Consider the following 23,510-nt stretch of genomic DNA (forward strand, 5'->3'; position numbering starts at 1 on the left):
GGGCGAGGGTACGCAGACGCGGCCCGGACCACAGTCGACTGCCGCACACGGCGATCCGGGACTACACGCACCGGGGGCTTGCCCGGCTGGCGGAGTGGCGATGACCGCCTTCGCCGACAGAGTCGCCGGCAGATCGTCCGCCCAGGCCGTGGCCATGGCGGCCGGTGATGCCGCTACGGCCACGCCCAATATCAGGATCAGTTTTCGGAGCATTTTTCCCCCAGCCGTGGTGATCGCTTCTGCCTCTCGCGATGTTCGCACCGGCCGCGCCCGCTGACGGCAAAACGGCTCTCAGCAAGTTGCATGGCTTGCCGAAAGCCAGGTCACCAACGCTGTCGCGCCGGGGGCTAGCCACATGGGAGGTGTGATGGATGCTGCTGAACTCCTGGAGCCCGGCGAGTTATGGCAGCAGCCGAGGTGACGGCTTGCGGCTGGAGGGGCGGCTCCGCTCCGTACGTAGGCTCCGGTGAACCGGAAGCGCTCACCACACGCCAGCGGTGAGCGCTGGTGGTGGAGGTGGCGCACCGGGGCGTGATCGTGGCTGTTGCCACTGCCATGCTCAGATACGCGTGTCGGGGATCGCAGGTCGGTCGTTCGGCAGGAGAAGCCCCGCACTTGCTGCGAGTGTTGGGGGTAACTCAAACCAAGCACAGGGATCATTCCTGCCACGGCATGCGTCCCGGAGCGCCACCTGGTCTTCGGGTTGGGCGGCATGGTTAGCTGGTCATCTCCGCCCACACGAATCCCGCCAGCTCACGGGCGACCGCGACCACGGTGACGCGGGAGACTTGCCGGCCTTGGTCATGCACCGGAACTTGCCGCGTAACCGCTGCTGGGCCTTCAAGGAACGAGCGAGAGTCCCAGCTGCGGCGTCCTGCTGACGTCGCCACAACGGGGCCCCGATCGCGGCCGATGCTGGTAGGAGGTGCCTGGCATCGCAACACGTTCAACCACACATGGCGTGCCGGTCTTGAGTGCGCGGGCATCGTGCCACCGTCGGCGGAGGAGGAGCGCCGGAAGCCCTACCGCAAACACGGATGCCAGCTGCTGCGGCATAACCACGGCGTCGGCATGGCTCGGTGCAGGGGCGGGCATTCGCACGGTCGCTGAGTACCTACGCCGACCCTGGCTTCACGCTGCGGACGTACACCCGCCTGATGCCGAACGCAACGGACCGAGCATGCAATGCCATGGACGAGTCTTTCGCTCGAGATCAAACCGGGTCGAGTGCCCTGGTTGTGCCCTCGGGTAGACCGACATGACGTTCACGTCGGCAGACGCAAGGTGCCCTTACTTCCACTGGAAGTAGACGAACAGACGGCCGTGGTTCTTGGAGTCCTTGTCGATCCGGTGGTAGAGCGCCTTGATCTCCTTCTGCTCCAGGAAGCGCAGCACCTTCTTCTTGAGCTGGCCGGACCCCTTGCCCGGGATGATCTCCACCTGGGTCGCCTTCTTGCGTACCGCCTCCTGGATGATGCCGTGCAGCGCCTTGTCGATCTCGCTGCCCTTGTTGTAGATGTCGTGGAGGTCCAGCTTCAGCTTCACGGAGCCGAGTCTAGGCCGCCTCGGTCCTTGCACGACAGGAAGAAGATCTCTGAGCTCCCGCTTTCCACCGGGCGCCGGCATTCACAGAACCAGCTGCTCAGTACCTACGATCGTGTCCATTGTCGTCCGAGTCATCGGACGCGAGAGAAGCGAACTCGCGGTCCCAATTGATGTGCTCGCCCTCACGACCAGGAGGTACCAGGGCGATCGTCTCTGCGATGAACACCCCAAGGGGATGGCGCGGAAGCCACAAGGACAGCGCATCCGGGGAGTTCGGGTAGACGGTGGCCAGAAGCCAGTCAGGGTCGTCGGACGGAAAGAGACTGAGCGCGGCCGACTCCGTCGGCTGATTGACACCCTCTACCAGGACCGTCCGGGCGACGTCGACGGGGGAAATCCCCGGAACAAGAAGCCGTATGAAGTACGGGTCTGTCGTCCGGTAGATGAGAAATGCGGTCAGCGCCGAGTCAGGTCGGTCGACCTGGTGCAGTACGAGACTGGTGCTCGCATTCACGACCATACACTCCAGAGATTCACTTGGGTTTCGTCGGGGGAAGGACTACGACGTACTGGGACGGGGCCACGGCCCCGCTACACCTTCCACTGCACCAGGGGGCGGGCGGCGGCCCAGACTTCGCTCGCGCCTTCGAGAACACCGCGCTCGTACGCGCTCTCCAACTCGTGGCCGTCTGGGTCCATCCCGATATAGGGATCACATGTGAGCTCCACGATCGCCTCGTCGCCCTGCCAGCGCGCATTCGGTATCTCTCCCGCGATCAGTTTCAACTGATAGACCGACGCCTCCTTCTTCGCCCACTGAACTCCCACGTCATAGCCCTCTTCATACTTCTTCAGCACGACCTCCGGCATAGTGGCCTGGAGGCGTTCGGCGACCGCCTGGATATCATCCATGACCTTCTCCTTGAGCCGCGCACGTCGAACCGCCTCCATGAGGGCGTCTTGGCAGATGGCCGAAATCGGCAAGTCGTAGGCCCGGACCCGCTCAGCCAGTTCGTCCGGAACCGAAATGTTCATGCGCACGACTTCCAACCTCCGATACACACCGATTACACAACATGATTACACAACGAGTGTGCACAGCACAACTCGGCTGGGCGAAGGAGGCGGACTCGAATGTCGACAAACGGATGCCACAGGCGCGACTCGGGCCAACTCTCCACGCAAGGGGGTCGGAGTGCGGTGGGCCGCGATCAAGCCAGGACATGGCGAGCACCGCTCACCGACGTCCGAGTGCGGTCGAGCCGTCGCTGGCCTCGCGCTGGGCCCTCTCGTTCCGGGCACGGCCACGTATGGGCCGAAAGCACGCGGTGCACGCTCACTCCGAGGGTGGCGCGGCGCACCGTCCGGCGGGGAGGGCGATCAGCCGTTGATGTAGTCGACCAGGGCCTCCCGTTCGCTCTCCAGTTCCTGGATCGAGGTCTTGACGACGTCACCGATGCTGACGATGCCGGCCAGCCGGCCGTCGCGGACCACGGGCACGTGCCTGATCCGGTGGTTGGTCATCGTGCGGCGCAGGTCGTCGACGTTGGCGTCCGGGCCGCAGGTGCGCACCTCCGCGGTCATGATCGACGAGACGGGCATGGCGAGCAGCGCGGCGCCGTGCTCGTTGAGCCGCCGCACGACGTCGCGCTCCGACACGATGCCCGCGATGGACAGGCCGTCCTCGGAGACCACGACCGCGCCGATGTTGAGCTCGGCCAGCCGGGCGAGAAGCTCGGACACCGTGGCGTGTGGCGGAACGGTCGCCACGCCTGTTCCCTTACTCTGCAAGATCGTCCCGATGAGCATCGACACCACCTCTCAGGGGCACCCGGGGGACATGTCCCCTCTTCCGCTCCCACCGGCCGGCTGGAGCGGCGAATCCTGTTTCCCCAGGCAACAGCGGTCGTCCTACCTCGTCAAGGGCCCCCACCCCTACGATGGCGAAATATCACCGCACCCTGGGGGCACCGAATGGCCGAGAAGCTCAATACCGGGAGCCACGATCTCCCGATCTCAGACGCGCTCGCGGAGTTCATGCGCGGCGGCTGGGCCGACACGCGCGCGGACGTGGCGCCGCTGCCGGTCGCCGCGTACGCGGAGAAGCGGCGGGCGCGGCTCGCGGAACGCCTGCCCGGCGAGCGGCTCGTCATCCCCTCGGGCACGCTGCAGGCCCGCAGCAACGACGACGACCACCGGTTCCGCACGCACAGCGCGTTCGCCTACCTGACCGGCGGCCAGCAGCCCGACGACGTCCTGGTGATCGAGCCGTCGGGCGCCGCGCGGTTGTTCCTGCATCCCCGCCCGTCCCGCGCCGAGTCGCAGGAGTTCTACCGCGACCGGCGGTACGGCGAGTTCTGGGTGGGCCGCCGTTTCGACCTCTCCGAGGCCGAGGCGGCGTACCAGATCGAGTGCGCGCACATCGACACGCTGCCGGCCGCGCTGACCGGACCGGCCCGCGTGCTGCGCGGGGTGGACGCCTCGGTCGACGCGCTCGTCTCCCCCGCTGGCGACGACCGCGACGCCGAACTGGCCGCGGTCCTGTCGGAGCTGCGGCTGGTCAAGGACGAGTGGGAGATCGCGGAGCTGCAGCAGGCGGTGGACGCGACCGCGCGCGGGTTCGAGGACGTCGTGCGCGCGCTGCCCGCGGCCCTCGCGCACCCACGCGGCGAGCGGTACGTCGAGGGGGTCTTCGGCCTGCGCTCGCGGCTGGAGGGCAACGCCGTGGGCTACCAGTCGATCGCGGCCTCCGGGGCGCACGCGTGCGTGCTGCACTGGATCCGCAACGACGGGCGGCTCGACCCCGCCGAGATGCTGCTGCTGGACGCCGGGGTCGAGGGCGACAACCTCTACACGGCCGACGTCACCCGCACGCTGCCGCTGTCGGGCCGGTTCAGCCCGGTGCAGCGGCAGGTGTACGACCTGGTCTACGAAGCGCAGACGGCCGCCATCGCCGTGCTGCGGCCGGGGGCGCGCTTCCGCGAGTTCCACGAGACCGCGATGCGGGTGATCTCCGACGGGCTGCGCGAGTGGGGCCTGCTGTCCCAGGCGCAGGCCGACGCGGGCCTGCACCGGCGTTACACGCTGTGCAGCAGCGGCCACATGCTGGGCCTGGACGTGCACGACTGCGCCCGGGCGCGGGCGGAGAACTATCTCGACGGCGTGCTGGAGGAGGGCCAGGTGCTGACCGTGGAGCCGGGGCTCTACCTCCAGCCCGACGACCTGACGCTGCCGCCGGAGCTGCGCGGGATCGGCGTCCGCATCGAGGACGACCTCGTCATCACGGCCGACGGCGCCCGGCTGATGTCGTCCGCGCTGCCCCGCCGCGCCGACGAGATCGAGGCATGGATGGCCGCCGTGGCCGGGTGACCGTCCGCGCTCCGGGTATCCGGTCCGGGCCCCCGCGGCCCGGACCGGCCGTGAGACACGGCCGACCGGCGCGTGTGCCGTGGGAACCCCGGCCGTGGGGTCCTGGGCGGACCCCAGTTCACGTGATCGTCACATCGCTCCCCTACAGTGGCCTCGTGTGCCCCCCACTGGCCGTGGCCGGCCACACCGACGACGTGCTGGACATGGTCGCCGGCACACTGAGCGAGGCCGAGCGCGAGCGCGCCGAGCGTTTCACCCGCAAGCGGGACCGCCTCGACTTCGTCGCCGCCCACCTGCTCGTACGGCACTGCGCCGCGGAGCTGCTCGGCACCCGCGCCTGCATGCTGACCGTGGTGCAGCGCTGCGAGGGCTGCGGGCAGGCCCACGGACGGCCCTGGCTGGCCGAGGCCCCCGAGGTGTCGATCAGCCTCGCGCACACCTCGGGCTACGTCTGCGCGGTCGCCGGGTTCGGGCGGGTGGGCGTGGACGCCGAGCACGCCACGGACGGCCCGGCCGACGAGAGGCTGGTGGAGCTCGCGCTGACCCCCGCGGAGGCGAAGCTGGTCGGCGACGACAACCGCGGGCTGATCCGGCAGTGGGTACGCAAGGAGGCGCTGGTCAAGCGGGGAGAGCTCACGCTCGACCGGCTGCGCGAGGCCGACCTGTCGGCCCTGCCGCTGGAGGACGGGCTGTCGGTCCCGCTGGAGTGGCAGGGCCGTCACTTCGTCGAGTGGACGGCCGGCACCGTGATCGCCTCCGCGGTCACCGACGAGCCCGCCAAGCTACGCCTCCTTGGCGGCTGACCGGCCCGGGGTGGGGTCGAGGAAGACCTGCCGGATCTCCGGGAACCGCTCGGTGAGCCGCCGCTCCACCTGGTCGGAGGCGAGCTCCAGCCGCTGCCCGGACGTCTCGTCGCGGAAGTCGACCTTCGCCGCGACCATTACCTGGCCGGGGCCCATCATGACGGTGACCAGCTCGACGACGGCCTCGACGTCCGGCTGGGCGGCCAGCTCGCCGCGGATCTCCTCCTGCAATCCGCGCGGTGCCGCCTGGCCGATGAGCAGCGAGGCGTTGGTCCTGATCAGGGTCAGTGCGACGCCGAGCAGCAGCAGCCCGATGACGATCGACGCGAGGCCGTCCCACACGGCAGAGCCGGTGAGCTGCGACAGCAGCAGGCCGACGCCGGCCGTCGCGATGCCGATCAGCGCGGCGGAGTCCTCCAGCACGACGGCCTTGAGCACGGTGTCGGAGGTGCGCCGCAGCAACCGCCCGGGGCTCACGCGCCAGCGGCGGGCCTCGCCGCGAAGCTGCCGCAGCGCCCGCCACAGGGACACCGACTCGATCGCGAAGGACACCGCGAGCACGAGGTACGACACACCGATGTCGCCCAGGCTCTCCCCCGCCGTGATCGTGTGCCAGCCGTGCGTCAGCGAGAACCCGGCCCCCACGACCAGCGTGAAGCAGGCCGCCACGATCGCCCACAGGTAGGCGGCCCGCCCGTGGCCGAGCGGATGGCGGGAGTCGGCGGGGCGCTCGCCGTGCCGGATCGCGGCGAACAGCACGACCTCGGTGGCCGTGTCGGCCGCCGAGTGCGCGGCCTCCGACAGCATCGCCGAGGAGGAGCTGATGAGGCCGGCCACGAGCTTGGCCAGCGCGATGGCGAGGTTGGCCACGCCCGCGACCACGACGGTGCCGACGCTCTCACCGTTCTCGCTGTCAGCCATTCCGCTCCGTCCGCCGAATTGATCTTATGCTGGTCGTCATGGACGTCCCCCAATGGCTCACCCCGCAGGAGCAAGGCGCCTGGCGGGCCCATCTGGCCGCCCACCGTCTGCTCTTCCACCAGCTCGACCGGGAACTGCAGGGCACCGGGCTGTCGCTGAACGACTACGAGATCCTCGTGAACCTTTCGGAGAGTCCCGACCGCCGCATGCGGATGAGCGAGCTGGCCGACGCCACGATCCAGTCGCGCAGCCGGCTGTCCCACCAGATCTCCCGGATGGAGGCCGCCGGCCTGGTGACCCGGCAGGACTGCGAGGACGACCGGCGCGGCACGTTCGCGGTGCTGACCGGCCACGGCTGGGAGACGATCCAGCGGGTGGCGCCGGACCACGTGGCGAGCGTCCGCCGGCACTTCATCGACCTGATGACCCCCGAGCAGGTGTCCGCCCTGGAGCAGATCTACGCACCGGTCGTCGACCACCTCCAGGCGGTCCGCGCCGCTCGGTGAGGAGGCTGCGGGACGGCGCGGGACGAGCACCGGTCCCGACTTCCCGTGACGGGCCGCACCAAACCGATTCCCGCGCCGAATACGTGCCGCCCCCGCCCGCCCGCTCGCTACGATCCGGCTGTGCGAACAATCCTCGGGCTCGTCGTGGCCGGCCTGCTGCTCGTGACCGCCTGCAGCGCGAAGAACGAGACGGCCCTGCCGGACGGTCCCGCGTTGCTGAAGCGCTCGGCCGAGGCCATGCGGACGGTCAAGACGGTCGCCTTCACGATCGAGACCAAGGACAAGCCCGCCGTACCCGTCCGGCACGCCGAGGGCAGCCTGACCCGGGAGGGCGACGCCAAGGGCACCCTGCAGATCGAGATCGCGGGACTGCAGGAGATCGAGTTCGTGCTCGTCGGTGACAAGGTCTACTTCAAGGGACCCACCGGCGGCTATCAGACGATGACCCGGCAGCAGCTCGTGGCCCTCTACGACCCCTCCGCGGTGCTGACCGGCGTACCCGACCTGCTGTCCACCGCGCAGGACGTCCAGCCGCAGGCGGAGGAGAAGGTCGGCGACGCCGACGCCTACCGGGTGACGGCCGCGCTGTCGCAGCAGGTGCTGGCCAAGCTGGTCCCCGGCGTCCAGCAGGGGGTCACCGGCACGCTCTGGATCGACAAGGCCACCGACCGCCTGCTCAAGCTCGACCTGCCGCTCACCGGCGGCTCCGTGGCCGTGACCCTGGGGGACTACGACGCCCCCGTGACCGTCGCCCCGCCCGCGTCGTGACGGACGCCACCGGCGCGACCGGGCAGACGCGTGCGGCCGGGGCGGCCGGGCCGGCCGGGCCCCCCACCCGGCACCGGCGTCTCGCGCTGGGCGTCGGCGGGGCCGCCGTGCTGCTCGCCGCGCTCGACGCGTACGTCGTCGTCACCGTGCTCGTGGACGTCGCCGCCGACGTCGGCGTGCCGCTGAACCATCTGGAGCGGGCGACCCCGGTCGTGACCGGGTTCCTGCTCGGCTACGTCGCGGCGATGCCGCTGCTCGGCCGCCTGTCCGACCGGTACGGCAGGCGCGCGCTGATCCACGCGTGCCTGGCCGGGTTCGCCGCCGGTTCCCTCGTCACCGCCCTGGCGGCGAGCGTGCCCGCGCTGGTCGCGGGCCGTACGCTCCAGGGCGTGGCGGGCGGCGCGCTGCTGCCGATCACCATGGCCCTCATCGGCGACCTGTGGGACGAGCGCGCCCGGCCGGTGGCGCTCGGCGCGGTCGGTGCCGCGCAGGAGCTCGGCAGCGTGCTCGGCCCGCTGTACGGCGCGGGCCTGGCCGCCCTCGCCGGATGGCGCGGCATCTTCTGGGTCAACCTCCCGCTCGCGCTGCTGGCCGCCGTCGCCGTGCAGGCGGCCGTCCCCGGCGGGCGCGAGCCGTACGGCCGGCCCTCCGGCGAGGTGAGCACGGGGAAGGTGGACGCGGGCGGCGGCGTCCTGCTCGCGCTGGCGCTCGGCCTGCTGGTCGCCGGGCTCTACAACCCCTCCCCCGACACGGCTGTGCTGCCGCCGTGGGGACTGCCGTGCGTGGCCGCCGGGGCGGTGGCGGCCGTGCTGTTCGTGCTGTGGGAGATCCGTTCGCCGGTCCGCCTCCTCGACCTGACGGGCGTGCCCAGGACGCCGCTGCTCGCCACGCTGGCGGTGAGCCTGCTCGCCGGCGCGGCGCTGCTGGTCACGCTGGTCGACGTGCAGCTCGCCGCGCAGACGCTGCTCGGCAAGGACGCGGTGGGCGGCGCCCTGGTGCTCACCCGGTTCCTCGCCGCGCTGGCGGTCGCGGCGTTCCTCGGCGGGATCCTGGTGCGGCGGTTCGGCGAGCGCCCGGTTGCCGTGGCGGGGATGGCGGTGGCCGCCGCGGGCTACTGGATGATCTCCCGGTGGCCGCTCGACCTGGCCGCGGCCGGCGTGCGGATGGACGTCGACCTCGTGGTGGCCGGCCTCGGCCTCGGAGTGGTGATCGCCCCGGTCTCGTCGGCGGTGCTGCGCCTGGTCCCGGCGGCGCAGCACGGCGTGGCGTCGGCGGCGGTCGTGGTTGCCAGGATGATGGGCATGCTGCTGGGCGTGGCCGCGCTGTCGGCCTGGGGCTTCCACCGGTTCCAGTCGCTCACCGCGCACCTGGACACGCCGCTGCCGTTCGGGGTGGACGCGGCCGAGTACGCCCGCAGGCTCGCGGACTACACGGCGAAGGTCCAGGCGGCGCTGCACACGGAGTACACCGAGATCTTCCTGATCACGTGCGGGCTGTGCGTGCTCGGCGCGGCCGCGTCCCTGGCCCTGCCCCGCCGATGCGCCTGACCCCGACCCTCCGCCGGGTCAGGCGCCGAACCAGCCGGGCACGTCGAGGCGGAAGATGTCCGGCGGCGTCACCTTCCGCAGATCGGCCTCCAGTTCCCTGAGCCGCTCGTCCCCGATGACGGCGGCCCAGCGCGCCCGCAGGTCGTCGAAGATCCGGGCCGAGCGCACCAGGACGTCCACCCCCGAAGGCGTGAGCCGTACGATCTTGCGGCGCGTGTCGCGGGGGTCGCGGGCGCGCTCCACGTAGCCGAGACGCTCGAGCGTCTCGATCGTCTTGCCCGCCGCCTGTTTGCTGACGCCGAGCGCGCGGCCCAGCTCCACCGCGGTCGTGCCCTCCGTGCCGATCGCCTGCATGACGAACCCGTGCATGGGCCGGGCGTGCGGATGCCCCTGACGGGCGAGCTCGGCGTGCAGCTCGTCGATGAGGACGCGAAACCCGAGGAAGAGCCGCAGGGGCAGCTCGAAGCCGGGCGGGTCGATTGACAAGATAGACAACCAGGTTCACTATTACCGACAACGACGTTGTCTATCTTAGGAGACGCCGGCGATGTCTGTCATCCGCCATGCCCAATGCCGCAGATCCGAGACCCCCGCCGGGGTCATGACCACCTTCGCCTCGCCCACCCTGGGCGGCGCCACGCGGGCCGTGTGGCGCGTCGAGGCGACGCCCGCGACGAGCGGGCCGCTGCACGACTTCGACGCCGAGCAGGTGTGGACGTTCCTCGGCGGCACCGCCACCGTCGAACTCGGCGGGGAGACGTTCACGGTCGCGCCCGGCGACACCGTGGTCATGCCGCCCTCGACCCCGCGCCGCGTCACGGCGGGCGCCGACGAGGGCTTCACCGCCGTCGTCACCGCCCCCGCCGGGGCCAGGGCCGTCCTGCCCGACGGCACCGTGCACGGCGTGCCGCCCTGGATCGCCTGACCTCTCGTCCTCTCTCACCAAGGAGTCACTCATGCCTGTCATCCGTTCCGCCGACAGCCGCAAAAGCACCACTCCCAACGGCGTCATGACCACCCTCGCCTCGCCCACCCAGGGAGGCGCCACCCAGGCCGTATGGCACGTGGACATGCCGGCCGGAAACAGCGGCCCCGACCACGCCAGCGACGGCGAGCAGGTGTGGACCTTCCTCACCGGCGCCGCCACCGTCGAACTCGACGGCGAGACCGTCGGCGTCGAGGCCGGTGACACCGTCGTCATGCCCGCCGACGTGGCCCGCCGGGTGCACGCCGGCACGGAGTCGGGCTTCAGCGCGATCGTGGTCGCGCCGGCCGGCTGCGAGGTCTACAACCCCGGCGGAGTCACCGCCGCGGACGCCTGCGACCTCGCGCCCAAGGGGACCGACCGGCTCGTGCCGCCCTGGGTCCGCTGACCCTGGCCGGGGTTTCCCGGCGCGGCCGAGTCCCGGACGGCCTGCCGGAGGTGGGCCCGCCGGCAGGGCGGAACGGGTCTCGCGGGCTTCCCGGGCGGCGAACATCCCGGTGAGCAGGGACGGATGTCCCGGGTGCCCGGGACACCCGACGGTCCACCATTGCGGCGTACCGTTTCCGGCTCTCGCCGCCGCCCCGCAGAACCCCCGGGGCTCGTCCCTTCCTTACTGAGGAGGCCCCATATGCGCAAGGTGTTCTTCGGGTTCGCCATCGTGCAGCTCATCGCCGTGCTCGCCCAGTTCTACCTCGCCACGTTCGGCGCGTTCGAGACCCCGCACCCGGCGCCGGGCGACCCGAACGCCGCCATCAGCTACCACGCCACCAACGGCACGATGGTGATTCCGCTCGTCTCGCTGCTGACCGCGATCGTGGCCCTTGCCGCCCGCGCGGGCGGCAAGCTCGCGGGCCTGTCGATCCTGCCCTTCGTGCTGGTGGCGGTGCAGCTGTTCGTGATCTTCCCGCTGGCGGAGCTCGCCGGCGCGACGGCCACCGCGACGACCACGGCCAGCCTGGTCGTCATGGGCTTCCACGCCCTCGACGGCGTGGCGATCCTCGCCGTGGCCGTCGTCGTCGTGCGGCGGGCGCGCGCCCTGGTCAAGGGCGCGCCGGCCGCGGCGTCTGCCGGCGCGCACGTCGCGGCGTGACCACCGCACGGCTGATCGCTCTCGATCAGATCCTGTTCGTCCTGGTCGCGGCCGCCTGGGCCGCGACCGCCGGGGTCGCCCTGGCCGGTGTGCGGCAGCCCGCCGCCGCCGGGCGGCGGACCCGCCTGATCGCCGCGGCGCTGTGCGCCGCGGCGATCGTCATGACCGCGCTCAGGGTCGCCGTCACGCTCGGCCTCGCCCGGGCGGGCTGGTGGTTCGTGGCGGAGAAGGTCACCCTGGCCCTGCCCCTGGTCGTCCTTCCCGCACTCGTCTCCGCCGCCGTCAGCCTGCCCCGGCTGCTGCGCGTGCCGTCGTCCGGGAGCGGCGCGCCCCTCCCCTCCTCCCGGCTCGTCGCGTTCCCCCTGCTCCTCACCGCGTACGGCGCGGTGGCCGGGGTCGTCTGCGGGGTCGTCGTCTCCTACCCGGTCACGGGCGGCGGGGCGGCGGCGGTGCTCGCTCTGTTCGCCGCCGCGTCCGTCGTGTCGTGGCGGCTGCTCGGCCCGGTCCGCGCGCCGGGCCACCGCTGGCAGGCCGCCGGGACCTGCGTGCTCGCCCTCGCCACCGCCCTCGCCGTGGGAGGCGGCTGGTCGGGCGACCACTCTCACTCCGATCACGACGCAGGCACCCAGGGGATATCCGTCGACCTGCTGCGCGGCCCGGCCGCGTCGGCCGCGGGCGGACCGGCCGGCGCGAGGTCCCGGGTCCGCCGGTTCACGCTCACCGCGCAGCCCGCCACCGTACGGCTGGCGTCCGGCGCGGTCGGCGCGTGGTCGTTCAACGGCCAGGTGCCCGGGCCGGTGCTGCGGGTGCGGCAGGGCGACCTGGTGGAGGTCGTCCTGCGCAACCGGCTGCCGGTGGTGGGGGGCACCGCGCAGGCGGTGACCGTCCACTGGCACGGTTACGACGTGCCGTCCGGCGAGGACGGTGTGCCGGGCGTCACCCAGAACGCCGTGGCGCCCGGGCAGATCCACGTCTACCGGTTCCGGGCCGAGGACGCCGGCACGTACTGGTACCACAGCCACCAGAACTCCAGCGTCGCCGTGCCGCGCGGGCTGTTCGGCCTGCTGGTCGTCGATCCGGCCGCCCCGCTCCCGGAGAGCGAGGACCACATCCTCGCGCTGCACACGTTCGGCACCCGGCCCACGCTGTCGGTGGACGGCGCGGCTCCGACGGACGGGCTCGCCCGCCTCGCGCTGCCGCCCGGCGCCCGGACGCGGCTGCGCGTGGTGAACACCGACACCCGGCCCGTGGTTCTCGGGCTGAGCGGCGCGCCGTACCGGATCGCGGCGGTGGACGGCGGCGACGTGCCGGGGGCGACCGACCTGAACGGCAGCCGCCTGCATCTCGCCGCAGGCGGCCGTTACGACCTGACCTTCACCGTGCCCGCCGGCCCGGTGCTGCTGACGGCCGGAGACCGCCCCGCCTTGCTCGTCAACGGACCGGCGACGCCTCCGGCCGCGGCCGGCCCGATCGTGGACATCACCCGGTATGGCGCGGCCACCGCCCCGCCGGCCCGGTTCGACCAGGAGGTCACCTGGGTGCTGGACAAGACCCTCGCCATGGCCGACGGCCTGCCGAGGCTCGCCCAGACGGTGAACGGCAAGGCCTGGCCGAACATCCCCACCCCCGTCGTACGGCAGGGCCAGACCGTCAGGATCAGGGTGGTGAACCGGGGCACGGACACCCATCCGATGCACCCGCACGGCCACCACGTGCGGATCCTGTCCCGCAACGGGGTGCCCGCGACCGGGCTGCCGATGGACACCTTCGACGTCGCACCCGGCGAGGTCTGGGAGGTCGCCCTGGTGGCGGACAACCCCGGCATGTGGATGTCCCACTGCCACGATCTGGCGCACGCCGCGCAGGGAATGGAGTTCCACCTCGCCTACGAGGGGGTCACCACGCCGTACGTCATGGGCGGCGGCAACCACCCGGCCTGACGCGTGCGGTCAGGAGCGGAGGTAGGCCAGCACCGCGAGGACGCGGCGGTGCTGGTCGCCGTCCTCGGCGTGCAGGCCGAGCTTGGTGAAGATGCCGCGGATGTGCTTTTCCACCGCGCCCTCGGTGACGACGAGGCGGCGGGCGATCGCGGGGTTCGACCTGCCCTCGGCCATCAGCGACAGGACCTCGCGTTCGCGCGGCGTCAGCGAGGCCAGCGGGTCGTCGCGCCGCCGCCGCACCATCAGCTGGGCGACGACCTGGGGGTCGAAGACCGTACCTCCGGCGCAGACCCGCCGCAGGCCGTCCATGAACTCCTCGACGTCGACCACGCGGTCCTTCAGCAGGTAGCCGACCGCCCCGCGGGCGTCGGCCAGCAGGTCGTCGGCGTACGACACCTCGACGTACTGCGACAGGATCAGCACGGGCGCGCCCGGCACCTTCTCCCTCACCTCGACGGCGGCGCGCAGGCCCTCGTCGGTGAACGTCGGCGGCATCCGCACGTCGACCACCGACACGTCGGGCCGGTGGGCGACGACGGCCTCGACCAGGGCCTCCCCCGTGCCCACGGTCTCGACGACCTCGCAGCCGAACTCCTCCAGCAGGCGGACGAGCCCCTCCCGGATGAGGACGGCGTCGTCGGCCACCACTACGCGCACGGAACCTCCGCCGTGATCAGTGTCGGCCCGCCCGCCGGCGACCGCACCGACAGCTCGCCGTCGACGGCCCGCAGCCGGTCGGCGAGGCCGGACAGACCGTGTCCCTTGGCGACGTGTGCGCCGCCGACCCCATCATCCCCGATCGTGAGGAGGAGCGTGTCGCCGATCCTCGTCAGCCCGACCGAGCAGGACGTCGCCCTGCTGTGCTTGGCCACGTTGGTGAGCGACTCGGCGGTGACGAAGTAGATCGTGTTCTCGATGAGCGCGGGATACCGCTCGGCCGTCTGGACGTCCAGCTCCACCGGGACCGTGCAGCGGCCGGCCAGGGCGGCGAGCGCCGGCGCGAGGCCGCGGTCGGCGAGGATCGGCGGGGCGATGCCGCGCGACAGCGCCCGCAGCTCGTCCAAGGTCTCCCGGGTGGCGCTGATGGCCTTGCCGATCGTCTCGTGCGCGGCCGTGGCGTCCTTCTGCAGTTCCCGCTGGGCCCGCGACAGCTCCATCGCCAGGTGGACCAGGCGCTGCTGGGGCCCGTCGTGGATGTCGCGCTCCAGGCGGCGCAGCGCGTTCGCCTCCGCGTGGGCGGCGGCGTGACGGCCCTCGGTGAGGTCGTCGATGCGCTCCTGCAGCTCGGCGACGCCGGTCAGCAGCGACCGGCCCAGCGACGCCTTGATCAGGGCGCAGGAGCGGACGATCGGATAGAGGGTGATCGCGGCGACCACTCCGATCGCGACGTAGAAGACGCTGTTGACCACGTAGCCCTGGCCGAGGCCGAGAAGTTCGGGCAGCTCGGTGTTGCCGGGGATGTTCGAGGTGATCCACCCGTACAGCGGATAGGTCAGCCCGGCGAGAGCCAGCGCCCACCAGGTGACGGTCACGCAGAACGCCACGATCGCGACCGGGAAGGCCAGCAGCGCGTACAGCACGTCGAGCCAGGGCTGGCCACCGGCGAGCGGGGTGACGGTCCTGCGGAACACGCCCGCGCCGGGCGGCGAGGTGGGATAGCGCGGCCTGGGCAGTTCCCTGCCCAGCACCGCGCGCATGCGGAGCCGCTCGACGTCACCCATCCCCCGGGCGATGAGGAGGGTGAGGGCGAGGACGGGCACGCCCAGCCAGACCACCAGCAGGCCGGCGCCGGCCGACAGGCCGGTCACCGTGAGGCAGAACGTGATCGTCGCGAGGGGGAACCCGACGAGGATATAGACCGTGTCGCCGCCGAGGCGGGAGAGAAGTCGGCGCATGTCCCCAACGCTATTGACCCGCCCGCCGGGGATCGATCCGGCGGGCGGCAGTCCCGGGGGTAGGGCATTCCCTACCCCCGGGCCCCAGCGGCCTCGATCAGGATCTTCAGCAGGTCCTCCGGGGCGTCGCGCATGAGGTTGTGCCCGCCGTCCAGCGCGTACGTCGTCCACGAGGGGTCCTCGCGCAGCCGCTCGTACGTCGGGGTGAAGGGGGACGCGCCCTCCCAGCCCGCCGCGTACACGTAGATCCGGCGTCCGATGCGCGCCGGGTCACCGGTCAGCCGGAGCGGCTGGAGCAGCGAGGCGATCGGATGGGGGGTGGCCCGGGGGTCGAAGAACGGCAGCGGCCGCGTCGCGTAGCCGGTTTCCACCACGTCCGCGTACCACTGCCGCTCCCGGTCCGATACCAGGCTCCAGCAGGAGTCGCCGTCCGCCGGCACGACGGCGTCCAGGTACACCAGGCCGGCCACCCGGGCGGGCAGGCGGTCGGCGACACCGGTGATCACCATTCCGCCGTAACTGTGGCCGACCAGCACGGCGTCCCGGACGTCCTCGGCCTCCAGCACCCCGGCGACGTCCCGGATATGCGTGTCGAGGTTCACCCCACCGTCCAGCAGGTGAGCGCGTTCGGCGAGCCCGGTCAACGTCAGCGCGACGGCCCGGTGCCCGTGGCGGCGCAGCCCCTCGCACAGCTCGCGGAAACACCAGCCGCCGTGGCACATGCCGGGGATCAGGACGAACGTGGTCATGGTGTGCCTCACTGTCTCGTGGACGCTTGCGCGCCGGGTGTCTTCCCGGCCGAACCCGGCCTGGATCCGCGGGAGGGATTCGCGAACGCCGCGATCAGGGCCGCGGCGGCGCACAGGATCGCCGTCCACGCCAGGGCGGCGGCGGTCGAGGTGTGGTCGGCGACGAGCCCGGCGAGCCACGGGCCCGCGGTCTGCCCGGCCGCGAAGATCGTGGTGAACGCCGCCAGGGTGGCCGTCCAGTCGGCGGGCGGGGTGTTCGCCTTGATGAGCGCGGTGACGGCGGCGGGCACGCCCATGAACGTCACCCCGTAGACGACCGCGGAGGCGAGGATGACCGGCGGTGCGGGAGCCGCCATCGCCAGCGCCGCGCCACCGCCCAGGAGGCCGAGCAGCACGGCCAGGGCGCGGGTGCCGGGCCAGTCGGCGGTCGGACGGCTCCACAGCGCGGGCGCCGCCACCACGGCCAGGCCGAGCGCCGTCCAGGTGAGCACCACCTGCCCGAGCGGCGCGTGCCGGTCGGCCAGGTAGGCGGACAGGAAGGTGATGTAGGTGATGTAACCGGCGGCGAACAGCAGGTAGGCCAGGGCGATCCCCCACAGCGGCCGCACGTGGACCCGTCCGGCGGTCGCGGCCTGCGCCTCCTCGCCGGTCCGCGCGTCCTCCCCCGCCCGGGCGGCGGTCCAGCTCACCAGCGCCGCCAGCCCGGCGGCCACGCCCAGGCCGGCCCAGGCCAGGTGCAGGTGGTCGCCCAGCGGCGGGATGCCGGCGCCGCTGACCACGATGCCCACCCCGGCGCCCGCGAAGTACACGGTGATGGGCGCCCCGGAGGCGGCGCGGGCGGCGAGGCGCGACGCGATGACGCCGCCGGTGACGAACACGGCGGCGCCCGCCGTCCCGGCCGCGGCGCGCGCCGCCAGCAGCACCGGGTAGGCGTCGCTCGTCGCGGTGGCCACCAGCGCCAGCGCGGTGAGGACCATGCCCCACCGGAAGGTGGCCGCGGTGCCCAGGCGGCGTACGACGACCGCGGTCACCAGTGCGCCGAGCAGGTAGCCCAGCCCGTTGGCGGCGCTCATCGCCCCGGCTTCGGCCAGGGACCAGTGCAGCTCGTCCCGCATCGCCGGCAGGAGCAGCCCGTACGCGAAACGCGCCAGCCCGAGGGCCGACGCGGTGCCGAGAGCCAGCCGTGCCGCCTGCCAGGTCTCCCGCCGGGCCGGCGTGCCGATGGCGAGGAGGTCGGGCATGACGCGCTCCCAGAGATCGAACCGATCGGTACGATCTCGAAGCGTAGCAGCGCATCGAACCGATCGGTACCATCTAGGTATGCCGGTTCCCAAGGGCTCGACGATCGACCCGGAGCGCACGCGCGCCGCCATCCTGGAGGCGGCCACCGCCGTGCTGTACGAGCGCGGGCTCGACGGCGTCGGCGTCGCCGAGCTGTGCGCCCTCATCGGGGTGTCGAAGGAGACGCTCTATCGCCACTTCGGCACGAAGGACGGGCTCGTGGAGGCCATGCTCCGGGCGCGCAGCGAACGGGTGACCCGCTGGCTGGCCGAGGCCGCCGCGGCGGCCGGGGAGGACCCCCGCGACCAGCTCGCCGCGGTGTTCGACGCGCTGCGGGAGTGGTACGAGGACCCGGTCTTCCGCGGCTGCGCGATGGTGAACGCGGCGGCCCAGCATCACGTCGAGGCCGTGCGCACCGTCACCACGCGCCACCTCGATCGCTACCTCGACCTGCTGACCGGCATCGCCGAGCGCGCCGGAGCCGCCGATCCGCCCCTCCTGGGGCGCCAGTTGCTCATGCTGGTCGAGGGCGCCACCGTCGTCGCCGCGCACCACGGCACGGCCGGCACGGGCGAGCAGGCCCGCCAGGCGGCGCTCGCCCTGCTGTCGGCGGCCTCCTGAACCGGCGGCGGAGACTGAGGCCCCGCCACCGACCGGGGATTACTTCTTCTTGCGCTTCTCGCGGATCTTCATCGTCACATCGAGCGGAGAGCCCGCGAAGCCGAACTCCTCGCGGATGCGGCGCTCGATGAACCGGCGGTAGGTCTCCTCCAGGAACGCCGAGGTGAACAGCACGAACTTCGGCGGCTCCGTGGACGCCTGGGTGGCGAACAGGATCTTGGGCTGCCGGCCCCCGCGCACCGGCGGCGGGGTGGCCTGCACCAGCTCGGTGAGGAACTGGTTGAGCCGGGCCGTCGGCACGCGTGTGCCCCACGACTCCAGGGCCCGTTCGATCGCCGGGGCCAGCTTCTCGACGTGGCGGCCGGTCTTCGCCGAGATGTTCACCCGCAGCGCCCAGGGCGTGCGGACGAGCTGCCGGTCGATCTCCTTCTCCAGGTAGTACCGCCGGTCCTCGTCGACCAGGTCCCACTTGTTGAACGCGACCACCATCGCCCGGCCCGACTCGATGACCAGGCCGATGATCCGCAGGTCCTGCTCGGTCAGCACCTCGGAGGCGTCGATCAGCACGACCGCGACCTCCGCCCGCTCCAGCGCGGCCCGGGTGCGCATCGCCGCGTAGAAGTCCGCGCCCTTCAGCTCCCGGTCACGCCGCCGGATGCCGGCCGTGTCGATGAACCGGTACGTCGCGCCGCCCAGCTCGATCAGCTCGTCCACCGGGTCGCGGGTGGTGCCGGCCATCGGGTCGACGAGCACCCGCTCCTCCCCGGCGAGCTTGTTGAGCAGCGACGACTTGCCCACGTTGGGCTTGCCCAGCAAGGCGATCCTGCGCGGGCCCCGCCGCTCGCCGAACGTCTGCGGCGGCGTCTCGGGCAGCGCGTCGAGCACCACGTCGAGCAGGTCGCCGCTGGCGCGGCCGTGCAGGGCGGAGACGGGCTGGGGCTCGCCCAGGCCGAGCGCCCACAGGCCGCTCGCCTCCAGCTCCATCTGCTGGTTGTCGACCTTGTTGGCGGCCAGCACGACCGGCTTGCCCGCGCGGCGCAGGACCGCGCCGACGGCCTCGTCGGAGTCGGTGACGCCGACGCTCGCGTCCACCACGAACAGGATCACGTCGGCCAGCTCGGCCGCGATCTGCGCCTGCTCGGCGATGCGCAGGGCCATGCCGGTCGCGTCGGGGTCCCAGCCGCCGGTGTCGACCAGCGTGAACCGCCGGCCCCGCCAGGTCGCCTCGTAGGTGACCCGGTCGCGGGTCACGCCTGGCACGTCCTCCACGACCGCCTCACGACGGCCGATGATGCGGTTGACCAGTGTCGACTTGCCGACGTTGGGGCGCCCCACCACGGCGACGACCGGCAGCGGGCCCGAGTCGGGCTCCCGCTCCGCCTCCCCGGTGGAAAGCTCGGCGAGCTCGGCCTCGATCCAGCCGCCCTCGTCCTCGTCGTACTCCCCCGTCACGTCCATACCCTGCCTCATCGGCTGCTCTTCTCTCCCCGGCCTCCCACGAGGCCTCCCGGCGGACCGCTTCCGGGGCCGGGCTCGTTCGTACGTCGCTCCGCGTGGCGCACCCCGGCGCGGTAGACGCGGCGCGGGAGGCGTCAGGCGGGGCGCGCGGGCGTCAGACCCGCTCCTTGACGAGCCGGAGCACCTCGGCGATCACCTCGTCCAGGTCCAGCGGCGTCGTGTCCAGTTCCACCGCGTCCGCGGCCATCGCCAGCGGATCGGCCTTGCGCGTCGAGTCGAGGGCGTCGCGCCGGGCCATCGCGGCCTGCTGCGCCTCCACGGTCGTCCCGTCCAGTTCGGCCGTACGGCGCAGGGCGCGCGCCTCGGCGCTCGCCGTGAGGTAGATCTTGACGGGCGCGTCCGGCGCGACCACGGTGCCGATGTCGCGGCCCTCGACCACGATCCCCCCGCCGGGCAGGGACTCGGCGATGATCTCCCGCTGCAGGGCCACCAGCCGGCGGCGCACCTCGGGCACGGCGCTCACGGCCGACACCGCGCCGGTCACCTCGGAGCCACGGATCGGCCCGTTGACGTCGACACCGTCCACGGTGACGCCGGGCGCGTCGGGGTCGGTGCTCATCACCAGCGTGGGCTCGGCGGACCTCGCGGCGATCTCGGCGGCGTCCTCCAGGTTCACGCCCCGCTGGAGCATCCACCAGGTGACCGCGCGGTACATGGCGCCCGTGTCGAGATATCGCAGGCCCAGCGCCCGCGCGACGCCCTTCGAGGCACTCGACTTGCCCGATCCCGAGGGACCGTCCATGGCGACGACCAGACCCGACACCGGCTCTCCTTCTCCCCTTCGAATCGTCGTCCCCGAGGCTACCGGGATACCGCCGGAAAGCATGCATCGGCGGCAGGACAGGGCTTCTCACGCGATCGTCTCGCGCTCGCCGGCGGCACCGCCGAGACGGCACCGCCTCTCACGCGGTCTCCTCGGCGGTCCCGCCGAGCAGCCGGACCGCCTGCGCCTCCTGCGCCAGGCGGCGCAGGGAGGCGAGCACCGGGTCGCCCAGGGCGGTCCAGATCACGATCGCCTCGGCCATGGCGTGCGGGTCGCCCCGCCGGCCGATCGCCCGCACCTCCTTGTCCGCCAGGTGCTCTGCGGTCTCGGCGTAGGTCTCCAGCAGGTCCAGGTAGTCGTCCTCACCGAGGCGGCGCAGGGTCGCCAGCGCGTCCGCCAGCGTCCGCCTGGCCGGGTTGCCCGGCTTGACCTGCCAGCCCCGCCGGGCGATCAGGTCGTCGACCTGCGCGACGGCCTCGTCCCAGGCCTCGTCCTCGGCGCGTTCCCTGGGCGGGGTCAGCGCGTACTGCGCCTTGCCGAGCACGTCGAACTCCGAGATGCCGGAGGAGAAGATCAGCGTGAGCGCCTCGCGGGCGGAGGCCACCGGCAGGCCGCCGACCTCGACCAGCGCCCGGGCCAGCCGCAGCCGCCTGACGTGCTCCTCGCCGTACCGCGCCTGGTTGGGGCCGGTCCGCTCTCCCGGCGGGACCAGGCCCTCCCGCAGGTAGTACTTGATGGTGGGGATCGGGACCCCGGTCTGCCTGCTCAGCTCCGCGATCCGCATGTCCCTCTCCCTCGCCGCACCCTCCCAGGATAGGCCCGGGGCTTGCCCGCGCCTGCGGATATGGATAGCGTCGCTATCGATACTTATGGATAGCGACACTCTCCACTATCCGGAAGGGGGGAAGCGCATGTTCGGCGCTCTCGGCCGCTTCGCGGTCCGTCACCGTCGCCTGATCCTGCTGGGCGCGCTGCTGTTCACCGTGCTCGCGGGCGTGTGGGGCACCGGCGTCTTCGGCCGCCTCGGCGGCGGCGCCGGCTTCGACGACCCCGGCAGCCCGTCCTCGCACGCCGACCGCCTGCTCGCCGGACCACTGGGCCGCCACACGGCCGACGTCGTCGTCCTGTACGAAAGCGACCGCCTCACCGTGGACGACCCCGCCTTCGCCGGGCCCGTACGCCGGGCACTCGACGCGGTCCCCCGTCAGGACGTCGTACGGCTGGAGTCGTACTGGTCGACCGGCTCACCCGGCTTCGTGTCGAAGGACCGGCACGCGACGTACGTCGCCGTGCAGTTCCGCTCCCCCGACGACCAGGAGCGCGTACGGGCCCTGCGCGGCATCCGGGACAGGTTCGGGGTCGAGGGCCTGACCGTGCGGTTCGGCGGGATCACGGCCATGACCGACCAGGTCAACAGCGCGATCGGGCGTGACATCGGCCTGGCCGAGGCGATCTCGGTCCCGGTCCTGCTGATCCTGCTGGCCGTGGTCTTCCGCAGCCTCCTGGCGGCCGCGCTTCCCCTGGCCGTCGGCGTGGTCGCCGCACTCGGCACGATGGCGGTGCTGCGCCTGGTCACGCTGGTCGCCGATGTGTCGACGTTCGCGATCCAGGTCGTCACGGTGCTCGGCCTCGGCCTGGCGATCGACTACGCGCTGCTCGCGGTCACCCGGTTCAGGGAGGAGCTCGGCAGGGGCGCGTCCGTCGAGACGGCGGTGGAGCGGACGACGGCCACGGCGGGCCGGACGATCGCGTTCTCCGGCGCGGTCGTGGCGCTGTCGTTCGCGGGGCTCGCGGTGTTCCCCTCGCGGTTCCTGCTGTCGATGGCGTACGCGGGCGCCACCACGGTCGTCCTGGCCGTGCTGACCTCCCTGACCGTGCTGCCCGCGCTGCTGGCGGCCATCGGCCGGCGGGCCGGCAAAAGGGGGCTCGGCCGGCGGGCCGGCAAAAGGGGGCTCGGCCGGCGGGCCGGCGAAAAAGGACTCGGCCGGCGAGCCGGCCGCGCCCGGCCCGCAGTCTCCGGCGAGCGGTGGTATCTCCTGGCCCACGCCGTCATGCGGCGGCCCCTCGCGAGCGCGCTCGCCGTCGTCGCGGTGCTCGCGGCGCTCGGCCTGCCGTTCCTCGGCGTGAACTGGGCCAGACCCGGCGACTGGGTGCTGCCCGCGGACGCCGACGCGCGCGCGGTGACCCGGGAACTGGCGGAGCGCTTCACCGCCGACCCGGCCAAGGTCGTGACGGCCGTCGTGGAGTCGCCGCGCGCCCTGGACCGGGCGGCGCTGGACGGCTACGCCGCGCGGCTGGACGCCGTGTCCGGCGTGGAGGGCGCGTCCGTCACCGGCACCGCGGGACCTCTCGCGCGGGTCACCCTCGGCTACGCGATGGACCCGATGTCCCGCGAGGCCGTGCGGATGGTCGAGGATCTGCGGGCCGTGCCGCCTCCGGCCGGGGGCGTCGCGTCGTTCACCGGGATGCCCGCCTCACGGGTGGACATCGTGGACATGGTCGTCTCCCGCCTGCCGTGGATGGCGCTGTTCGTGGCCGTGGTGTCGATCGCCCTGATGTTCCTGGCGTTCGGCTCGGTGATCCTGCCGATCAAGTCGGTGCTGCTGAACCTGTTGTCGCTGTCGGCGTCCTTCGGCGCCATCAAGCTGATCTTCCAGGACGGCCGGCTGGCCGGGCTGCTCGGCTTCGAGCCGGTCGGGGCGGTCGACGTGAACTTCCCCGTGCTGATCGTCGCGATCGCCTTCGGGCTGGCGATGGACTACGAGATGTTCCTCCTGTCGCGCGTACGCGAGGAGCGCGAGCGCGGGGCCGATCCCGCGGAGGCGATGGCGCGCGGGCTGGCCCGGACGGCCGGGGTCGTCACCAGCGCCGCCCTCCTCGTCGCCGTGTCCGTCGCCGGCTTCGCCTTCTCCAGCGTGACGATCATGAAGATGATCGGCGTCGGTCTGGTGATCGCGGTCGTCGTGGACGCGACGATCGTGCGCGGCCTGCTGGTGCCGGCCACCATGCGGCTGCTCGGCGAACGGGCGTGGTGGGCGCCCCGGCCCCTGGCCCGCTGGTGGCGGCGGCACGGCCTGCCCGAGCACGCTCCCGCGCCACCGTCCCCCAGGGAGGCGGTCACCAGCCGCTGAGCACGTGTAACTTCCTCCATCGGGCGCGGGCCCTGCGCGTGTTGACCTTGCCCCTGGGTGAAGCCCCAGCATCGTCGG

At 72.5% G+C, this 23,510-nt stretch carries 24 protein-coding genes; 11 read left to right on the forward strand and 13 right to left on the reverse strand.

Annotation, left to right across the window (positions count from 1 at the left end; genetic code table 11):
• Positions 1–1,290: 1,290 nt before the first annotated feature.
• The 4 genes from ACQEVJ_RS29685 to ACQEVJ_RS29700 form a co-directional block, all read right to left on the reverse strand.
• A complete protein-coding gene (locus tag ACQEVJ_RS29685; RefSeq protein WP_030509549.1) occupies positions 1,291–1,545 on the reverse strand; it encodes a Smr/MutS family protein in 255 nt (84 codons plus the stop codon).
• A gap of 97 nt (positions 1,546–1,642) precedes the next feature.
• Complete coding sequence (locus ACQEVJ_RS29690) at positions 1,643–2,059, reverse strand: SsgA family sporulation/cell division regulator (RefSeq protein ID WP_433106684.1); 417 nt, start codon at positions 2,057–2,059, stop codon at positions 1,643–1,645.
• 77 nt (positions 2,060–2,136) lie between these two features.
• Positions 2,137–2,580, reverse strand: a complete 444-nt coding sequence (locus tag ACQEVJ_RS29695; RefSeq protein WP_433113029.1) for a type II toxin-antitoxin system CcdA family antitoxin — start codon at positions 2,578–2,580, stop codon at positions 2,137–2,139.
• 345 nt (positions 2,581–2,925) lie between these two features.
• Positions 2,926–3,354 (reverse strand): CBS domain-containing protein, encoded by a 429-nt coding sequence (locus ACQEVJ_RS29700; protein ID WP_433106686.1) that lies wholly within the window; start codon positions 3,352–3,354, stop codon positions 2,926–2,928.
• A gap of 165 nt (positions 3,355–3,519) precedes the next feature.
• Between ACQEVJ_RS29700 and ACQEVJ_RS29705 the strand changes: the two genes are divergently transcribed.
• Both ACQEVJ_RS29705 and ACQEVJ_RS29710 read left to right on the forward strand, forming a co-directional pair.
• The gene (locus ACQEVJ_RS29705) at positions 3,520–4,914 is read left to right on the forward strand and encodes an aminopeptidase P family protein (RefSeq protein WP_433106688.1); all 1,395 of its coding nucleotides are present in this window, start codon (positions 3,520–3,522) and stop codon (positions 4,912–4,914) included.
• Between the two features lie 155 nt (positions 4,915–5,069).
• Positions 5,070–5,717, forward strand: coding sequence for a 4'-phosphopantetheinyl transferase family protein (locus ACQEVJ_RS29710; RefSeq protein ID WP_433106690.1), 648 nt, complete (start codon positions 5,070–5,072; stop codon positions 5,715–5,717).
• Here ACQEVJ_RS29710 and ACQEVJ_RS29715 read toward each other — a convergent pair.
• A complete protein-coding gene (locus tag ACQEVJ_RS29715; protein ID WP_433106692.1) occupies positions 5,697–6,638 on the reverse strand; it encodes a cation diffusion facilitator family transporter in 942 nt (313 codons plus the stop codon). The genes ACQEVJ_RS29710 and ACQEVJ_RS29715 overlap by 21 nt on opposite strands.
• A 38-nt stretch (positions 6,639–6,676) precedes the next feature.
• On the opposite strand from ACQEVJ_RS29715, the gene ACQEVJ_RS29720 reads away from it, so the two are divergent.
• The 3 genes from ACQEVJ_RS29720 to ACQEVJ_RS29730 all read left to right on the forward strand — a co-directional run bounded on the left by ACQEVJ_RS29720 (position 6,677) and on the right by ACQEVJ_RS29730 (position 9,459).
• On the forward strand, positions 6,677–7,144 hold the full coding sequence (locus ACQEVJ_RS29720; RefSeq protein WP_433106694.1) for a MarR family winged helix-turn-helix transcriptional regulator: 468 nt from the start codon (positions 6,677–6,679) through the stop codon (positions 7,142–7,144).
• Positions 7,145–7,264: 120 nt separating this feature from the next.
• Entirely contained in the window at positions 7,265–7,912 is a 648-nt protein-coding gene (locus ACQEVJ_RS29725; RefSeq protein WP_433106696.1) for an LppX_LprAFG lipoprotein, read from the forward strand.
• Positions 7,909–9,459, forward strand: a complete 1,551-nt coding sequence (locus tag ACQEVJ_RS29730) for an MFS transporter (RefSeq protein ID WP_433106698.1) — start codon at positions 7,909–7,911, stop codon at positions 9,457–9,459. The genes ACQEVJ_RS29725 and ACQEVJ_RS29730 overlap by 4 nt, the downstream gene beginning before the upstream one ends.
• Before the next feature lie 18 nt (positions 9,460–9,477).
• Here ACQEVJ_RS29730 and ACQEVJ_RS29735 read toward each other — a convergent pair whose 3' ends face one another.
• Complete coding sequence (locus tag ACQEVJ_RS29735) at positions 9,478–9,954, reverse strand: MarR family winged helix-turn-helix transcriptional regulator (RefSeq protein ID WP_433106700.1); 477 nt, start codon at positions 9,952–9,954, stop codon at positions 9,478–9,480.
• Between the two features lie 52 nt (positions 9,955–10,006).
• Here ACQEVJ_RS29735 and ACQEVJ_RS29740 point away from each other — a divergent pair, with 52 nt between their 5' ends.
• From ACQEVJ_RS29740 to ACQEVJ_RS29755, 4 genes are all read left to right on the forward strand, one after another.
• Entirely contained in the window at positions 10,007–10,384 is a 378-nt protein-coding gene (locus tag ACQEVJ_RS29740) for a cupin domain-containing protein (RefSeq protein WP_433106702.1), read from the forward strand.
• 31 nt (positions 10,385–10,415) lie between these two features.
• A complete protein-coding gene (locus ACQEVJ_RS29745; RefSeq protein WP_433106704.1) occupies positions 10,416–10,832 on the forward strand; it encodes a cupin domain-containing protein in 417 nt (138 codons plus the stop codon).
• Between the two features lie 240 nt (positions 10,833–11,072).
• The gene (locus ACQEVJ_RS29750; protein ID WP_433106706.1) at positions 11,073–11,534 is read left to right on the forward strand and encodes a DUF6220 domain-containing protein; all 462 of its coding nucleotides are present in this window, start codon (positions 11,073–11,075) and stop codon (positions 11,532–11,534) included.
• Positions 11,531–13,474 carry a multicopper oxidase family protein gene (locus tag ACQEVJ_RS29755; RefSeq protein ID WP_433106708.1) on the forward strand — a complete coding sequence of 648 codons (1,944 nt, stop codon included), beginning with the start codon at positions 11,531–11,533 and terminating at the stop codon, positions 13,472–13,474. The genes ACQEVJ_RS29750 and ACQEVJ_RS29755 overlap by 4 nt, the downstream gene beginning before the upstream one ends.
• Before the next feature lie 9 nt (positions 13,475–13,483).
• Here the strand turns inward: ACQEVJ_RS29755 and ACQEVJ_RS29760 are convergent, their stop codons facing one another.
• The 4 genes from ACQEVJ_RS29760 to ACQEVJ_RS29775 all read right to left on the reverse strand — a co-directional run bounded on the left by ACQEVJ_RS29760 (position 13,484) and on the right by ACQEVJ_RS29775 (position 17,359).
• Complete coding sequence (locus tag ACQEVJ_RS29760) at positions 13,484–14,131, reverse strand: response regulator (RefSeq protein WP_433106710.1); 648 nt, start codon at positions 14,129–14,131, stop codon at positions 13,484–13,486.
• Positions 14,122–15,369, reverse strand: a complete 1,248-nt coding sequence (locus ACQEVJ_RS29765) for a sensor histidine kinase (RefSeq protein ID WP_433106712.1) — start codon at positions 15,367–15,369, stop codon at positions 14,122–14,124. The genes ACQEVJ_RS29760 and ACQEVJ_RS29765 overlap by 10 nt, the downstream gene beginning before the upstream one ends.
• Positions 15,370–15,440: 71 nt before the next feature.
• Positions 15,441–16,118, reverse strand: coding sequence for an alpha/beta fold hydrolase (locus ACQEVJ_RS29770; protein WP_433106714.1), 678 nt, complete (start codon positions 16,116–16,118; stop codon positions 15,441–15,443).
• 8 nt (positions 16,119–16,126) lie between these two features.
• Positions 16,127–17,359: a YbfB/YjiJ family MFS transporter gene (locus ACQEVJ_RS29775; protein WP_433106716.1), complete on the reverse strand. Its 1,233-nt coding sequence runs from the start codon at positions 17,357–17,359 to the stop codon at positions 16,127–16,129.
• 79 nt (positions 17,360–17,438) lie between these two features.
• On the opposite strand from ACQEVJ_RS29775, the gene ACQEVJ_RS29780 reads away from it, so the two are divergent.
• A complete protein-coding gene (locus ACQEVJ_RS29780; RefSeq protein WP_433106718.1) occupies positions 17,439–18,020 on the forward strand; it encodes a TetR/AcrR family transcriptional regulator in 582 nt (193 codons plus the stop codon).
• A 39-nt stretch (positions 18,021–18,059) separates the two neighbouring features.
• On the opposite strand, the gene der is transcribed toward ACQEVJ_RS29780, so the two are convergent.
• The 3 genes from der to ACQEVJ_RS29795 form a co-directional block, all read right to left on the reverse strand.
• Positions 18,060–19,490 carry a ribosome biogenesis GTPase Der gene (der, locus tag ACQEVJ_RS29785; RefSeq protein ID WP_433106720.1) on the reverse strand — a complete coding sequence of 477 codons (1,431 nt, stop codon included), beginning with the start codon at positions 19,488–19,490 and terminating at the stop codon, positions 18,060–18,062.
• Between the two features lie 142 nt (positions 19,491–19,632).
• Entirely contained in the window at positions 19,633–20,280 is a 648-nt protein-coding gene (gene cmk / locus ACQEVJ_RS29790) for a (d)CMP kinase (protein ID WP_433113032.1), read from the reverse strand.
• A gap of 160 nt (positions 20,281–20,440) precedes the next feature.
• Positions 20,441–21,085: a MerR family transcriptional regulator gene (locus ACQEVJ_RS29795; protein WP_433106722.1), complete on the reverse strand. Its 645-nt coding sequence runs from the start codon at positions 21,083–21,085 to the stop codon at positions 20,441–20,443.
• A gap of 127 nt (positions 21,086–21,212) precedes the next feature.
• Between ACQEVJ_RS29795 and ACQEVJ_RS29800 the strand changes: the two genes are divergently transcribed.
• Complete coding sequence (locus ACQEVJ_RS29800) at positions 21,213–23,432, forward strand: MMPL family transporter (RefSeq protein WP_433106724.1); 2,220 nt, start codon at positions 21,213–21,215, stop codon at positions 23,430–23,432.
• The last annotated feature ends 78 nt before the right edge of the window (positions 23,433–23,510 follow it).

Origin of the sequence: Microbispora sp. CA-102843, assembly GCF_050936215.1 — a bacterium.
Classification (GTDB): domain Bacteria; phylum Actinomycetota; class Actinomycetes; order Streptosporangiales; family Streptosporangiaceae; genus Microbispora.

Bases quoted from the DNA above. Each gene is read 5' to 3' on its own strand.
- ACQEVJ_RS29780 (WP_433106718.1), top strand. From the start codon at position 17,439: ATGCCGGTTCCCAAGGGCTCGACGATCGACCCGGAGCGCACGCGCGCC.
- ACQEVJ_RS29795 (WP_433106722.1), bottom strand. From the start codon at position 21,085: ATGCGGATCGCGGAGCTGAGCAGGCAGACCGGGGTCCCGATCCCCACC.
- der (WP_433106720.1), bottom strand. From the start codon at position 19,490: ATGAGGCAGGGTATGGACGTGACGGGGGAGTACGACGAGGACGAGGGC.
- ACQEVJ_RS29775 (WP_433106716.1), bottom strand. From the start codon at position 17,359: ATGCCCGACCTCCTCGCCATCGGCACGCCGGCCCGGCGGGAGACCTGG.
- ACQEVJ_RS29700 (WP_433106686.1), bottom strand. From the start codon at position 3,354: ATGCTCATCGGGACGATCTTGCAGAGTAAGGGAACAGGCGTGGCGACC.
- ACQEVJ_RS29705 (WP_433106688.1), top strand. From the start codon at position 3,520: ATGGCCGAGAAGCTCAATACCGGGAGCCACGATCTCCCGATCTCAGAC.
- ACQEVJ_RS29720 (WP_433106694.1), top strand. From the start codon at position 6,677: ATGGACGTCCCCCAATGGCTCACCCCGCAGGAGCAAGGCGCCTGGCGG.
- ACQEVJ_RS29770 (WP_433106714.1), bottom strand. From the start codon at position 16,118: ATGACCACGTTCGTCCTGATCCCCGGCATGTGCCACGGCGGCTGGTGT.
- cmk (WP_433113032.1), bottom strand. From the start codon at position 20,280: ATGGACGGTCCCTCGGGATCGGGCAAGTCGAGTGCCTCGAAGGGCGTC.
- ACQEVJ_RS29745 (WP_433106704.1), top strand. From the start codon at position 10,416: ATGCCTGTCATCCGTTCCGCCGACAGCCGCAAAAGCACCACTCCCAAC.
- ACQEVJ_RS29765 (WP_433106712.1), bottom strand. From the start codon at position 15,369: ATGCGCCGACTTCTCTCCCGCCTCGGCGGCGACACGGTCTATATCCTC.
- ACQEVJ_RS29715 (WP_433106692.1), bottom strand. From the start codon at position 6,638: ATGGCTGACAGCGAGAACGGTGAGAGCGTCGGCACCGTCGTGGTCGCG.
- ACQEVJ_RS29750 (WP_433106706.1), top strand. From the start codon at position 11,073: ATGCGCAAGGTGTTCTTCGGGTTCGCCATCGTGCAGCTCATCGCCGTG.
- ACQEVJ_RS29740 (WP_433106702.1), top strand. From the start codon at position 10,007: ATGTCTGTCATCCGCCATGCCCAATGCCGCAGATCCGAGACCCCCGCC.
- ACQEVJ_RS29695 (WP_433113029.1), bottom strand. From the start codon at position 2,580: ATGAACATTTCGGTTCCGGACGAACTGGCTGAGCGGGTCCGGGCCTAC.
- ACQEVJ_RS29800 (WP_433106724.1), top strand. From the start codon at position 21,213: ATGTTCGGCGCTCTCGGCCGCTTCGCGGTCCGTCACCGTCGCCTGATC.